11 protein-coding genes are annotated in these 13,385 nt (G+C 65.8%); 3 read left to right on the top strand and 8 right to left on the bottom strand.

What is annotated here, in order from left to right; translation table 11 throughout:
• Window positions 1–17: 17 nt before the first annotated feature.
• Window positions 18–1,319: a pyrimidine-nucleoside phosphorylase gene (locus A5892_RS09645; protein ID WP_064122621.1), complete on the top strand. Its 1,302-nt coding sequence runs from the start codon at window positions 18–20 to the stop codon at window positions 1,317–1,319.
• 44 nt (window positions 1,320–1,363) lie between these two features.
• On the top strand, window positions 1,364–2,092 hold the full coding sequence (gene deoD, locus A5892_RS09640) for a purine-nucleoside phosphorylase (protein ID WP_064122620.1): 729 nt from the start codon (window positions 1,364–1,366) through the stop codon (window positions 2,090–2,092).
• Between the two features lie 18 nt (window positions 2,093–2,110).
• On the opposite strand, the gene A5892_RS09635 is transcribed toward deoD, so the two are convergent.
• Window positions 2,111–3,184, bottom strand: a complete 1,074-nt coding sequence (locus A5892_RS09635) for an acyltransferase family protein (RefSeq protein WP_064122619.1) — start codon at window positions 3,182–3,184, stop codon at window positions 2,111–2,113.
• Between the two features lie 310 nt (window positions 3,185–3,494).
• Window positions 3,495–4,544: a tRNA dihydrouridine(20/20a) synthase DusA gene (dusA, locus tag A5892_RS09630; RefSeq protein WP_082890369.1), complete on the bottom strand. Its 1,050-nt coding sequence runs from the start codon at window positions 4,542–4,544 to the stop codon at window positions 3,495–3,497.
• 91 nt (window positions 4,545–4,635) lie between these two features.
• On the opposite strand from dusA, the gene A5892_RS09625 reads away from it, so the two are divergent.
• Window positions 4,636–5,139, top strand: a complete 504-nt coding sequence (locus A5892_RS09625; protein ID WP_064122617.1) for a hypothetical protein — start codon at window positions 4,636–4,638, stop codon at window positions 5,137–5,139.
• 70 nt (window positions 5,140–5,209) lie between these two features.
• Here the strand turns inward: A5892_RS09625 and A5892_RS09620 are convergent, their stop codons facing one another.
• The 6 genes from A5892_RS09620 to recB form a co-directional block, all read right to left on the bottom strand.
• Entirely contained in the window at window positions 5,210–5,806 is a 597-nt protein-coding gene (locus A5892_RS09620; RefSeq protein WP_064122616.1) for a putative adenosine monophosphate-protein transferase Fic, read from the bottom strand.
• A complete protein-coding gene (locus A5892_RS21005; protein WP_223302853.1) occupies window positions 5,799–5,978 on the bottom strand; it encodes a YhfG family protein in 180 nt (59 codons plus the stop codon). The genes A5892_RS09620 and A5892_RS21005 overlap by 8 nt, the downstream gene beginning before the upstream one ends.
• Before the next feature lie 111 nt (window positions 5,979–6,089).
• A complete protein-coding gene (locus tag A5892_RS20905; RefSeq protein ID WP_263281434.1) occupies window positions 6,090–6,296 on the bottom strand; it encodes a pyocin activator PrtN family protein in 207 nt (68 codons plus the stop codon).
• 204 nt (window positions 6,297–6,500) lie between these two features.
• On the bottom strand, window positions 6,501–7,538 hold the full coding sequence (locus A5892_RS09610) for a succinylglutamate desuccinylase/aspartoacylase family protein (protein WP_223302852.1): 1,038 nt from the start codon (window positions 7,536–7,538) through the stop codon (window positions 6,501–6,503).
• A gap of 89 nt (window positions 7,539–7,627) precedes the next feature.
• Window positions 7,628–9,601 carry an exodeoxyribonuclease V subunit alpha gene (recD, locus tag A5892_RS09605; protein WP_064122615.1) on the bottom strand — a complete coding sequence of 658 codons (1,974 nt, stop codon included), beginning with the start codon at window positions 9,599–9,601 and terminating at the stop codon, window positions 7,628–7,630.
• Window positions 9,591–13,358: an exodeoxyribonuclease V subunit beta gene (gene recB, locus A5892_RS09600; protein WP_064122614.1), complete on the bottom strand. Its 3,768-nt coding sequence runs from the start codon at window positions 13,356–13,358 to the stop codon at window positions 9,591–9,593. Before recB ends, recD begins: the two co-directional genes overlap by 11 nt.
• Window positions 13,359–13,385: the final 27 nt, after the last annotated feature.

Here is a 13,385-nt window from a genome sequence, read left to right as displayed (position 1 = left end):
TTCCCAGGAGAAAGCCGATGCGAATGGTCGACATCATCGAGAAGAAGAGAAACGGCGAGTCGCTGTCGCGCGAGGAGATCGAATTCTTCGTCAATGGCTACAGCCGCGACGAAATCCCCGATTACCAGGCCGCGGCACTGGCGATGGCGATCTACTTTCGCGACATGGATGATCGTGAACGGGCCGACCTTACCCTGGCGATGGCCAACTCGGGCGACACCCTCGACCTCAGCGAAATAGAAGGCATCAAGGTCGACAAGCACTCCACCGGCGGCGTCGGCGATACCACTACGCTGGTGCTAGGCCCGCTGGTCGCCGCGCTGGGCGTACCGGTGGCGAAGATGTCCGGACGCGGCCTCGGCCACACCGGCGGCACCATCGACAAGCTCGAATCGATCGCCGGGTTCAATGTCGAGCTCTCGAGCGCCGACTTCATCGACCAGGTCAATCGCCATCGGCTTGCGGTGATCGGCCAGAGCGGCGACCTGACGCCTGCGGACAAGAAGCTCTATGCGCTGCGCGACGTCACCGCGACGGTGGATTCGATCCCGCTGATCGCGAGCTCGATCATGAGCAAGAAGATCGCCGCCGGCGCGGATGCGATCGTGCTCGACGTCAAGTGCGGCGAAGGTGCCTTCATGAAGAGCGTCGACGACGCCCGACACCTCGCCGAGGCGATGGTGCGGATCGGCAATCAGGTCGGCCGGCGGACCATGGCGGTGATCTCCGATATGAGCCAGCCGCTCGGCCGCGCGATCGGCAATGCCCTGGAGGTCGAGGAAGCGATCCAGACCCTGCGCGGCGAAGGCCCCGCTGACCTGCACGAGCTGTGCCTGACGCTCGGCGCCCAAATGGTGGTACTCGCAGGGCGCGCAGCTGATCTCGATGAAGCCCGCGCCCTGCTCGAGGCGGCGATGGCCGACGGCCGCGCGATCGAGACCTTCAGGCGCTTCGTCGCGAACCAGGGCGGCGACGCCTCGCTGATCGACCATCCCGAGCGGCTGCCCCGGGCGCGCCGCCAGGTGACGGTCGAGGTGCCGCGCGACGGCGTCGTTGCCCGGCTCGATGCCGCGCTGCTCGGCACGGCGGTAATGAAACTCGGCGCAGGTCGCGAGACCAAGACCTCGACGATCGATCTCGCCACCGGCATGGTGCTCAACGCCAAGGTCGGCGACCGGGTCCGCGCAGGCGACCCGCTGCTGGTGCTGCACGCCAACCAGGACGATCTCGACGAGGTGCTCGAGCTGGTCGGCCGCGCGGTAGTGATCAGCGAACACGCCGAACCGCCGGTATTGATCCACGAACTGGTCAGCGCCTGATTCCATCCGCGGGCCGAGTGCCCGCACCGCAAGGAGTTCTTTCCATGCCGACGCCCCATATCGAGGCCGCGCCCGGCGCATTCGCCGATGTCGTCCTGCTCCCAGGCGACCCGCTGCGCGCCAAGTACATCGCCGAAACCTTCCTCGAGGCCCCCGAACTGGTCAACCAGGTTCGCGGCATGCTCGGCTATACCGGCGAATACAAGGGCCGCCGCGTCTCGGTGATGGGTTCGGGGATGGGTATTCCATCGAGCTCGATCTATGCCACCGAACTGATTCGCGAATATGGAGTGAAGCGCATCATTCGGGTCGGCTCGTGTGGCGCGGTCGACCCCTCGATCGGGCTGCGCGACATCGTCATCGGCGCCGGCGCCTGCACCGACTCCAAGGTCAATCGCAGCCGCTTCCACGGCCACGACTTCGCCGCCATCGCCGACTTCGATCTGGTTCGCGCGGCGGTGGAGGCCGCCGAGGCGCGCGGCACCGAGGTCAAGGTCGGCAACCTGTTCTCCGCCGACCTGTTCTACAGCCCCGAGCCCGCGCTGTTCGACACCATGGCACGCTTCAACATCGTCGGGGTCGAGATGGAAGCCGCCGGTCTCTATGGACTCGCCGCCGAGTTCGGCGCCCGAGCGATGACCATCTGCACGGTATCCGACCACATCAAGCGCGGTGAAGCCACCAGCGCCGAGGAGCGCGAGCGTAGCTTCACCGCGATGATCGACATCGCCCTCGATGCAATACTGCGCGACGATCTCCGTCATCCAGGGTGATGGTAGGGAAACTAACGCTCAGGCCCGCGATACCTCGCCCCTCTCCCGCCGCGGCGAGGCAGCGCTGCCGAGCAGCACCATGTGGACCAGGCGCCAATGCCTGACCAGGCGCTGCAGCAGGATCGGCCCGACCAGGCCGCAGGCGAAACTCATCGCCAGCAGCCATTCGCTAGCGATGTAGTCGTCGAGCTGCAGCTGCTTCATCACGATCCGCGAGCCGGAGATGAACAGGGTATGGAACAGGAACACGGCGTAGGAATACGCGCCCAAGCGGGCCAGCGTCATGTTTCGCCAGTCGAGGAAGTAGAGCGCCAGGCAGCTTGCCGCGGAGAGTCCGATCGCCCACGGCAAGGTCTTACTCTCCAGCAGCGTGTCACGGTCGAGCAACAGCACCGGCAGGCCGCATAGCGGCACGATCAGCCACAGGCTTGCGACCGCCACACGGCGGGTAGAGCGCGAAGGGCGCACCGCGAAGCGCTGTGCCCAGACGCCGAGAAGAAAAAACGGCAGCAGATAGAGCGCACCGCTGATCGCAAGCAGCCCAGAGCCATCCCCCGACCAGAGCGTCGCCACCAGCGCCACGGCCAGGCAGCCGCCCAAGTGCAGCGGCGTTCTCAAAAGCCCCCCCAGTTCCAGCACGGCGACGAGCAGGAATATCAGCAGCAGCGCATCGAGATACCAAAGCACGGTGATCGGATAGAGCGGGGACCACAGCGCGTCAATCAGGCTATGTTCACCCTCGCTGCCGAGATAGACCTGCAGCAGGGCGAGCGGCAGGCCGACGAACAGCAGAGGCAGCCCGAGGCGGCGCAGCTTGCCCTGGGCGAAACGAACCAGCATCGCCGTCTGGACCGGTTTCAGCGCATAGACATAGCCGGAAAGAAAGGTGAACAGCGGCATGCGCAGGTAGGTGAAGGAGTCTCCGAAGCTGACCAGGAGCGAGCCTTCTTTCAAAAGCGACGCACGGGTATAGCCGTCGACCGCGTGATAGAACACCAGCAGCAGGCAGGCGAGTCCCCGCAGCGTGTCGATCTTCGTTCTTCTCTGCGCCGGCGACGACATCCGGGCGAGCAGGCTCGAATCCGGCGACATCCAGACCTCCCTCTGATCATGCGAAAGGAGACCCAACCACCTTCTCGGGTAGTGGAAAGATTCGGCGCGAGGGCGATGGGTCATTGGGCATGGCACGGCTAAGACCCCGTTGCTCGCGAACCGGCAAGCAGCCGCTGCGGGGCAGCCGAGCCGACCGGCGACTAAAGTCCACACCGGTCATGCCAGCCCAAAGCCTAACACGATGAATCGCGCAATCTGGGGGTGAAAAACCGGCAAAATCCGTCAATTGCATCCATTTAATGCCAATCGCGAACTTGCTTACGGTTGGGAGAAAAAAATTACCAGCGGGTCACGCTGAAGCAGGCACGGCCTCCACCATCGCCAGCGCCTGGTCAAGCACCTCGATCCCAGCTTCCGGTCGATGAGCGTTCTCCGAAAGATGACGACGGAATCGCCGCCCACCACGCTGCTCCTGGAACAGCCCGAGCAGATGACGGGTGAGGTGATTGAGCCGAGCGCCCTGCTCGAGTCGCGCGACCATGTAGGGACGAAACGCCAGCAGCGCCTCGGCACGGCTCACCACCGGGCGCTCGGCACCGAACAGCCGCTGGTCCACCTCTGCGAGCAGATAAGGATTCTGGTAGGCCTCGCGCCCGACCATCACCCCGTCAAGCGGCGCCAACTGCTCGACGCAAGCCTCGAGGCTCTTGAGTCCCCCATTGATCGCGACCCAAAGCTCCGGGCGACGCGCCTTGAGCCGATGCACCCTCGCATAGTCCAGCGGCGGCACCTCGCGGTTCTCCTTCGGCGACAGCCCCTGGAGCCAAGCCTTGCGCGCATGGACGATGAACGTCTCGCACCCCCCCAGGTCGGCCACCGTGTCGACGAACCGATCGAAGTCCTCCTCCGCATCCTGATCGTCGATACCGATCCGGCACTTGACCGTCACCGGTATGCCCACCGCGTCGCGCATCCGCCTCACGCAGTCAGCCACCAACCCGGGGTGCGCCATCAAGCAGGCCCCGATCATATTGTTCTGCACCCGATCACTCGGACAGCCGACGTTGAGATTGACCTCGTCGAAGCCCCACTGCTCAGCGATCGCCGCGCACTCCGCCAGCGCTCCAGGATCGCTCCCTCCCAGCTGCAACGCCAAAGGCTGCTCGAGCTCATCGAACCCAATGAAACGCTCGCGCGGCGCGCCATGCAGCAAAGCCCCGGTGGTCACCATCTCGGTGTACAGCAGCGCCTCGCGGGTCAGACCACGAGCGAAAGCGCGATACTCACGCGTAGTCCACTCCATCATCGGGGCGACGGAAAACCGCCGCGCCCGGTCAGCGCGCGGAATCTCAGGTGTCACGGGGCTTGCAGCGTTGTCGAGCATGGTTGGATTTGGCATGATTCATGGACGTTTTACTAGATTTTACGCTGTGGATTGCTACCAAATTGCTACACCGCGCCCTCTCCCCTTGCTACATGGAGCACGATGCTTGGCCACGATCACCAAGCGGCAGAAAAAAGACGATAGTCTCTCATACACTGCCCAGATTCGCATTATGCGTCATGGACGCAAGGCGCACACTGAAGCGCGCACCTTCCCACGAAAGGCAATGGCCGTGGAATGGGCCAAGCGCCGCGAACTTGAGCTAGCCGAGCCGGGCGGGGTACTGCTGGCTCGATGGAAAGGAGTGACGCTCGATGACGCGATCGAGCGTTACCAGCAAGAGTACATGGCCGGTGCTGGGCGGACGAAGAAGGCGACGATGAATGCGCTACGCCGCTTCCCCCTCGCCCGCCGCGAGATCGCCCAGATGCTCAGCGGCGACTTCATCTTTCCTTATGAATCAAAATCGATCGGAAGCCGCTGGGCGCGGGCAACGGCGGCGCTCGCGATTGATGATCTACGCTTCCATGAACCTACGCCACGAAGGCACGTCCAGGCTATTCGAAAGGGGCTACGACATAGTCGAGGTGCAGCAATTCACGCTGCATAAGAGCTGGGACATGCTCACGCGCTATACCAATCTGAAACCCGAGGAGCTGGAATTGCGGGATTAAAGGCGATCAATTTAGCTCGATACCGATCACTCGATCAAAGATTCTTTCGAGTGGCGCATAATCACATAGATAGGCTGAGATATTGGCCTCTATCCATTCAGTATGTTCAATGCCTTCCCAGTCGATCTCGAAACCTGAATTGATAATCAAGTGCTCGAACAATAAGCGCTGCGTGCGACCATTACCTTCGCGAAAGGGGTGAATTACGTTCAAGTCACCATAGAACTCGGCGACAGCGGGAACTAAGGCATCACGGTTAAGCTCTACAAGCCATTGTTCCCGCTCAAGACGTCCAAACAACTTATCCGCTTCTCGCTCGATGAATTTCACGTTGCAAAAGCGGGTCGAGCCTTTCGAGATGTCGACACGACGCAATTCACCAGCCCATTCATAGAGCTCAGAGAACAGCTGGTGATGGAGCGTTTGGAGATAACCCAGATCGTAAGGCGGTGGAAAGAATTTAATTGAACTGGCAGCAATAAAGCTTATGTCTCGCTCGGCTCGCTCCAGCTCATCAAAATCCTTGATATTGAGCAGATTTAGCAGCGTGCCGGTGCCTTTATAACAATAGGGATCGCCCTCAATACCATACTTATCAGTCACGTATCGTTCCGTCCGGCGCTCGACGGTATTTTCGAATCAGCTCGTCTTTAGAAAGCCCCAGCTCAGATTCAGGTGCAGGCTCAATACCTTCGAGACGTAGGCTGTGCCGATAGTTCGCTAGCTTAACCCTTTCGAAGTAAGCCCGCTTGGTGGCCAAAGATACATCGCGCATGTATGCGTCCTCCTATCCGTCTGCAATCCGTATGTTGAATCATACACTCGCTCGAAAGGCAGATCACGGTTTAGGCGCTCATTCGTTCATCTTCTGCCAATCCCGCATCGCCTACTCTCGGCACTCATCGAGGTAAGTCGCAAGGTCAGCCACGCTGACCAGCCAAGGCGCCTTCTGCGAGCGCACCGCGCGATACGCCGGCACCGGCAATCGCTGCGCCAGAGGCCTGGACGCGGCCGTTTTGGCACAGATGCCAAAGTAGCGCTCGGCCACCTCCTCGAGCGGAATCTGTGCCCGGCCGCCGAACTCGGCCAGCAAGCCAAATATCGCTGCGGCATGGCTCGCTACATCTGCCTTCGCCTTCACGCAGCCGTACGTTGGGTCGCGATCCAAGCGGCGGAAAAAAGACCGCAGTCTCTCATACACTGCGCGGATTCGCATTATGCATGATGACCGCATGGCAGACGCTGAAGCGCTTAGGTTCCGGCGCACGACGGTGGCGGATTTTGGAGATGCCGACTTTCAGCGCAGCCCCAGCTCCAGCGCTTCTTGATACTCCTCCACCGCGCTTTCGGCGTCGTCGAGCTCCTTGAACCGGGCGATGTTGAACAGCGCTTCGCCGCGGTTGACCAGGGGCAGGTTGTTGACCCCGATCACGATGCCATCGCCGGGGGCAGGTACTTCCGCCTGGACGTCGCCGATCGGGCTCGCCACCAGGCCCAGGATCTGCCCGGGCGAGACCCGGGCGCCGAGTCGGATTCGAGGCCGCAGGATGCCGTCCTGCGGTGCGCGCACCCAGCTTGCCCCTAGCGCTACTTCGCAGGCGCCCGATCGGCCGCTGCGTCCCGCGGAGATCATCTTGAGCTTTCGCATGACCCTGAGTATGCCGCGTACGCCCGCGCTGATCGCCCACTCATCGAAGCGCAGCGCTTCGCCAGCCTCGAAGGTCAACACCGGGATGCCCTTGCCCTGGGCATAGGCGCGCAGGCTGCCCTCGCGCAGTGGCGCGTTGAGGATCACCGGTGCGCCGAAGGCCTCGGCCATTTGTCTGGATGCGTCGTCGACGCCGAGCTGCAGACGCACCTGGGGCAGGTTGCTGCGATGCAGGGCGCCGGTGTGCAGATCGATGATATGGCTCGCGCGATCGACCACCTCGCGACGAAACAGCGCCGCGACCCGGGCGCCGAGGGAGCCGTCCTCACGGCCGGGAAAGCAGCGGTTGAGGTCGCGCCGGTCGGGCAGGTAGCGCGAGTGCTGGACGAAGCCGAGCACGTTGACGATCGGCACCGCGACCAGGGTGCCGCTCAGCCCGTCGAGGCGGGACGAGTGCAGCAGCCGGCGCACGATCTCGACGCCGTTGATCTCGTCGCCATGAAGCGCGCCGCAGACCAGCAGCACAGGTCCGGGCCGGCGGCCGTGGATGACCTCGACGGGAATCGGCAGCGGCGCGTGGGTGTAGAGCCGAACGATCGGCACGTCGAGGCTGAGACGCTGGCCCGGAGAGATGCGGTGACCGGCGATCTCGAAGTCTGGGCGCAGCCTGTGGGGTCCGGTACTCAAACCAAGGGCCTCAGGGTACAGGGCGAAGCGGCGATGATGGCATGAGCCGGATGGCGCGGCGAGCGAGCATTGCCAGCCGCCGCCGATGCTCAGCCACGCTCGAGCCGCGCCCGCAGGTTGGATTCGCGCCAGATCCCGCGCCCCGCGGCCGCCTCGATCAACCCGGGCGCGGCGGTGGCCAGTTCGCAGTGGCGCCGCGCCCGGGTAATGCCGGTGTACAAGAGCTCACGGGTGAGGATCGGATTCGGCTGGTCGGGCAGCACCAGCAGCACGCGCTCGAACTCCGAACCCTGCGACTTGTGCACGGTCATCGCGAACACGGTCTCGATGTCGTTGAGCCGTCCTGGGGTGATCGCGCGCAGGCCGTCGCGCTGCTGGAAGAACACCTTGAGCCGCCCCGGAGACTCTGGGTCGGGCAGGGTCAGGCCGACATCGCCGTTGTAGAGACCGAGGCGCGGATCGTTGCGGGTCACCATCACTGGGCGACCGGCGAACCAGCCGCGGGTGGCGCAGATCAGTCCCGCACGGGCGAGCTCCGCGAGAACCAGCGAATTGAGCCCCTCTACGCCCCAAGGGCCGCGACGCAGCGCGCAGAGCAGTTGGAAGCGCCCGAAACGCTCGAGCGCGAGCAGCGGATCGTCTTCGCTCTCCAGCCCCTGCAAATAGCCGCGGTAGCCCTCCACGGCCCGCTCGACCAGCCGGGTGTCGTGCTCGCCGGAGAGCTCGAGTCGCGAGAGATCGGCATAGCCTGCGCTCCAGCAGCGTCGCAATGCCTCGATATCGCCTGCGTTGACCGCCTGCGCCAGCGCACCGATGCCACTGCCACCATCGAAGCGATAGCTGCGCTTCAGGGTGACGACGTGATCGGCCAGCGGTGAGGCCGCGTCGGTATCGGGCAGCGTCTGCGCGGTGAGCGTGGCCAAGCGCTCGCGCAGCGGCAAGGCGAAACCGTCGGCATCGGCACAGAGCTCACCGAGCACGGCACCGGCCTCGACCGAGGCGAGCTGGTCGCGATCGCCGAGCAGCACCAGCCGGGCCTCCGGTGGCAGCGCCTCGAGCAGCGCCTGCATCAGTTCGAGATCGATCATCGAGGCCTCGTCAACCACCAGCAGGTCGAGCGGCAACAGGTTGGCCGCATAGTGGCGGAAATGACGGGTGTCCGGTCGCGCGCCGAGCAGCCGATGCAGCGTGGTCGCCTCCTGCGGGATCGTCCCGCGTAGCGCGGGATCGTCGACCAGGCGCTCCACCGCGCCCGCGATCGAAGCAGAAAGCCGTGCCGCCGCCTTGCCGGTGGGTGCGGCGAGGCGCACCCGCAGCGCCCTGCCCTGCCCCTCGATCGCCTGCTGCTGCAGCAAGGCGAGCAGCTTGACCACCGTGGTGGTCTTACCGGTGCCCGGACCGCCGGAGATGATCGTAAGCCGCTGGCAAAGCGCCAGGGCGCAGGCAATCTTCTGCCAGTCAGGTTCGTCCGGCTCGAGCGCCGGGTCGCGCGGAAAAAGCCGCGCGATCGCGTCAATGACGCCGGTGCCAAGCGGCTCCGGCGCGCCGAGCCGGGCACCGAGGGCGCGCGCCACCGCGCCCTCGCAGGACCACAGTCGGTAGAGATAGAGCCGCTCACCATCGAGCACCAGCGGCGCCGGCGCCCGGCGCCCGGCGAGCAGGTCAGCGGCCGGCGCCACCAGCGGCGAGGCGACGAGTCGCGCAGCCCAGGTCGCACCGCGATCGAGCCCCAGCGCATCGAGCAGCGGCCTGGGCCCGCTCGGCTCGCCACCGCCGCGCCGGCCATCCTGGGGTGGCAGCGACAGCACTGCGTCGGGATCGAGCAGCGCGCGACCCAGATCGAGGCAGATATGGCCGCGCCCGAGCTGGTGACTGACCAGTGCCGCCGCCAAGCGCACAGCGGGATCATCGGTGCCGAGAAAGTGCGCGAAGTGGGCATCCAGCGGGCGCAGCCAGCCAAGCTCGGTCCAACGCTCGAACAGCGTATCGAGCTCCGGCGCGGTCGGCCGTGGCTCCTCGAACAGTGCCATTTGATGGCTGTCATCCTGCGTTCTAGCCGCCATTTGCGATCTCCTCGACAGCCACCCCGACGCTTGCATCCCCCGCCAGCAGCCGGTCGAGCGCCTCGATCAACACCGGCGAAGGACGGCGCCGGAATACCCCTTGGTCGGTGCGCTCCGCGTCCACCCCGCGCAGGAACAGATAGAGCACGCCGCCGAAGTGACGCTCGTAGTCGTAGTCCTCGATCCGTACCCTCAGGTGACGATGTAGCGCCAGGGTGTAGAGCACGTACTGGACGTCGTAGCGGTGGCTGACGATCGCCTGGAGCAGCCCCTGCTCCCGGTAGGCCTCACCGCTATCGCCCAGATGGTTGGACTTCCAGTCGAGCAGGTACCAGCGCCCCTCGAAGCAGAACACCAGGTCGATGAAGCCGCGCAGCATGCCTTCGAGCCGCCTGGGTGCAAGGGTCGGATAGTCCGCCTCTGCGCCTAGCGGCTCGAAACGGCGGATCAGCCGATCGATATGCCCGGCCTGGGTCGGTGCCACCGGCAGCCAGAATTCGAGCTCGGCCTTCCACGCCCCCAGCGCATCGAGACGCAGCCCGGGAAGCTCGGGGTCGAGCGACGCGCCGAGCAGTCGCCCGAGCCACTCTTGCAGCGGCTGTCGCCAGCCGGGATCGAAGGCACTGCGCCGGAGCCGGTGTTCGACCAGCGCATCGAGCTCGATACGGTAGTCCGGCTCGGCCAGCCGGTCGAAGTCGAGCGCCTCGAGCAGCGTGTGCAGGAAGGTGCCGGCACGCGGGCCCCTGGGAAAGTCGTTGATCCGGCCCAGCGGCGGCGCGGGCACCGGCGTGCGCTCATCAGATACCTCGAGATCGAGCCCCGCGGGCAACAGCGCGATGCCGGGCGTCTCCTCATCGCCGTCGCCGCGCCGGGCATCCTCGACCAGCGCGGTATAGGAGGAGATCCACCAGCCGCGGGCGATCTCGCCGCCGAAGCGCCGCGCCTGGCGCGGTACAAGAGGCTCGGACGTTGCCACCAGGGGCCGCGGCGGCGGCTCGGGAGGCGGCGCGAGCGCGATCACTCGGCCATCGGCCAGCGCTTCGAGCCGCTCACGCAGCACGCGGCCGCCGAGCGCGGCACCATCATTGAGCAATGTGCCCAGCGCGCTATGCTCGAGCGTGGTGGCGTCATCGTCGTCACCGCGCAGGCGACGGCCTTTGTAAAGCGGCGCGATGCCGATACGGCAAGCGTAGCGGGCCCGGGTCAGCGCCACATAGAGCAGGCGCAGATCCTCGGCCAGACGAGCCTCGTCGGCGAGCGCGACCAGTCCATCGTCGGGCGCCAGCGCCACCACCCGGCCATACTCGGGGTGATCGACCACCAGCGGGCCTTGCGGCCGGTCGAGCCGCCGGTAATCGCAGGGAAACGGCAGGTAGACCAGCGGATACTCGAGCCCCTTGGACTTGTGGATGGTCACCACCCGCACCAGCTCCTCGTCGCTTTCCAGCCGCTGGATCAGCGCCTCGGGGTCGAGCCCACGCTCGAACCTCCCGCTCAGCGCGCGGTGCAGCCAGCGCAGCAGCGCCTGTTCACCATCGAGCGCCTGGCTCGCGCTCTGGGCCAGCTCGGCGAGATGGAGCAGGTCGGTGAGGATGCGCTCGCCGTCGTCCCGGGCGAGCAGCCGCGCGCCGACATCGAAGTCATGCATCACCCGGCGGATCATCGCCAGTACGCCGACCCGACGCCAGTCGCGGTGATAGTCTTCGAAACGCTCGACCATCGACTCCCAATGGCGTTCGTCATCGATCAGCCGAGCGACCTCATCGAGCTGGTCGGAGAGCAATCGGGTGGCGATCGCCGCGCGCAGCGCGCGATCACGCTTGGGCTGCGCCACCGCCTCGAGCAGCTGGAGCAGCCAGAACGCTTCCTGGGTCTCGAACACCGAGGCCTTCTGGCTCAGGTAGACGCTCTTGATCCCACCGCGGGCGAGCGCCTCGCGCACCGCCAGCGCCTCGGTGCCGGTGCGCACCAGGATGGCGATATCGGCGGCGCGCAGCGGAACCAGGCTGCCCTGCTCGCCGACGAAGCCGGCCCGGCCAGCGCCGGCCCCTTCGAGCAGCCGCTGGATGTCCGCCCGCACCGCCTCGCTCATCGTACGCAGGTAGCTAGCGCGGTCCACGCTCGCGTCCGACGCCGGCAGCCAGCAGGTCAACGCCGCGATGGTCTCGCCGTCGCAGGCCAATCGCTCGGCACGCCCTTGCGCCTCGCTCGGGGTGAACACGATGCCGGGATCGCGAAAGGGCATCGATGAGAGCGAAAACAGGCGATTGACCGCCTCGACCATCGCCACGCTCGAGCGGAAGTTGCGCTTCAGCGTATAGCGCGCCTCGACCCGCTGGCGAGCGGCAAGATAGGTGCCTACATCGGCATTGCGAAAGGCATATATCGCCTGCTTGGGATCACCGATCAACAGCAGCGCATGGGGCATGGCCTCACTGCCCTGGACACCGGGCGCGCCAGCGCCGGGTCCCCCTGGATAGATCCGCTCGAAGATCCGGTACTGGCGAGCGTCGGTGTCCTGGAACTCGTCGATCAGCGCTACCGGCAGCTCGGCGCGGATGCTGCGCGCGAGTCGTTCGCCGAGCGGGCCGGCCAGGGCCTGGTCGAGCTCGACCAGCAGATCGTCGAAATCGAGCAGCGCCTCGCTGCGCTTTCGCGCGGCGAGCTCGCGCTCGATCACTTCCAGCGCATGGGCGATCAGCGCCGGGCGGGCGTCGACCAGCCCGGCCTGGCACTCGGCGAGCGCATCGAGCGCGTCGAACAGCGCATGCTCCGGCGGCTGGCATCCTTTCTTCGCCGCCGCCTCGAGCCGCGCCGCGCCGAGCCAGGCGCGCCCCTTGTCGTCGAGCAGCGCCTGGGGCAGCAGCGGCGCATGGCCGGCACACCACTGGCGCAGCGCATCGAGCCGAGGTGCGAGGCTTGCCTTGGAGACCCGGTTGGCGGCAAAGACCTTCTCCGCCAGCGCTTGCTCGAACAGTGCTTCGAGGGCCTGCGAATCGAAAGCCGCGCGCACCCGTGCCGCCGCGTCGGCGGCACGGGCCAGCCCGGCACGGCACGGAGCCAGCGCATCCAACACCGAGCCAGGCGCCTCGACCAGCGCCTCGCCCTCCTTCCCGCGCCACAGCAGCCGACGCTCGACATCGGCGCCGAGCGGTATCGCCAGCGCCTCGCTAAGCGCGGCGGGCCCTTCCCAGTAGCTCTGGATCAACGCCTGGGCGTCGCTGTCGAGCGGATAGAAGTGCCGCCGCCAGTAGTCCTCGAGCCCCTGTTCGAACAGCGCGGATCCCTCGGCGGTGAGTTCGACCGCGAAGCGGGTGCCGCTGTCGAAGGCATGACGCTTGAGCATCCGCTGGCAAAAGCCGTGGATGGTGAAGATCGCCGCGTCATCCATCATCCGTACCGCCTGGTCGAGACGCCGCGCCTGGGCGAGGGCCACGTCGCCCTGGTACTCGGCAAGCAGCGCCGCCAGTGTCGCATCCGGTGGAAGGCGCCCGAGCAGCGCATCGCGTGCCTCGCGCAGGCGCGCGCGAATGCGCTCGCGCAGCTCCTCGGTGGCGGCGCGAGTGAAGGTGACGACCAGGATCTCGCTCGGCGCGAGCGGGCGTGCGAAGCCGTGCTCCGAGCCGTGGCCGAGCACCAGGCGAACGTAGAGCGCGGCGATGGTGTAGGTCTTGCCGGTACCGGCGCTGGCCTCGATCAGGCGGCGGCCGCTGAGCGGAAGACGGGGGATATCCAGCGGTTGGTCCATGAGCGCCATTAGAGCACGTTTGCCACCCGACGCGGA

This window comes from Halotalea alkalilenta (assembly GCF_001648175.1).
Lineage (GTDB): Bacteria > Pseudomonadota > Gammaproteobacteria > Pseudomonadales > Halomonadaceae > Halotalea > Halotalea alkalilenta_A.
This window is presented reverse-complemented; position numbering and strand designations above follow the sequence as displayed.

What these genes read in the sequence shown, in the direction of transcription:
- recD (WP_064122615.1), bottom strand. Translation starts at nt 9,601, where the DNA reads ATGGCGGCTAGAACGCAGGATGACAGCCATCAAATGGCACTGTTCGAG.
- dusA (WP_082890369.1), bottom strand. Translation starts at nt 4,544, where the DNA reads ATGCCAAATCCAACCATGCTCGACAACGCTGCAAGCCCCGTGACACCT.
- A5892_RS09635 (WP_064122619.1), bottom strand. Translation starts at nt 3,184, where the DNA reads ATGTCGCCGGATTCGAGCCTGCTCGCCCGGATGTCGTCGCCGGCGCAG.
- deoD (WP_064122620.1), top strand. Translation starts at nt 1,364, where the DNA reads ATGCCGACGCCCCATATCGAGGCCGCGCCCGGCGCATTCGCCGATGTC.
- A5892_RS09645 (WP_064122621.1), top strand. Translation starts at nt 18, where the DNA reads ATGCGAATGGTCGACATCATCGAGAAGAAGAGAAACGGCGAGTCGCTG.
- A5892_RS21005 (WP_223302853.1), bottom strand. Translation starts at nt 5,978, where the DNA reads ATGCGCGATGTATCTTTGGCCACCAAGCGGGCTTACTTCGAAAGGGTT.
- recB (WP_064122614.1), bottom strand. Translation starts at nt 13,358, where the DNA reads ATGGCGCTCATGGACCAACCGCTGGATATCCCCCGTCTTCCGCTCAGC.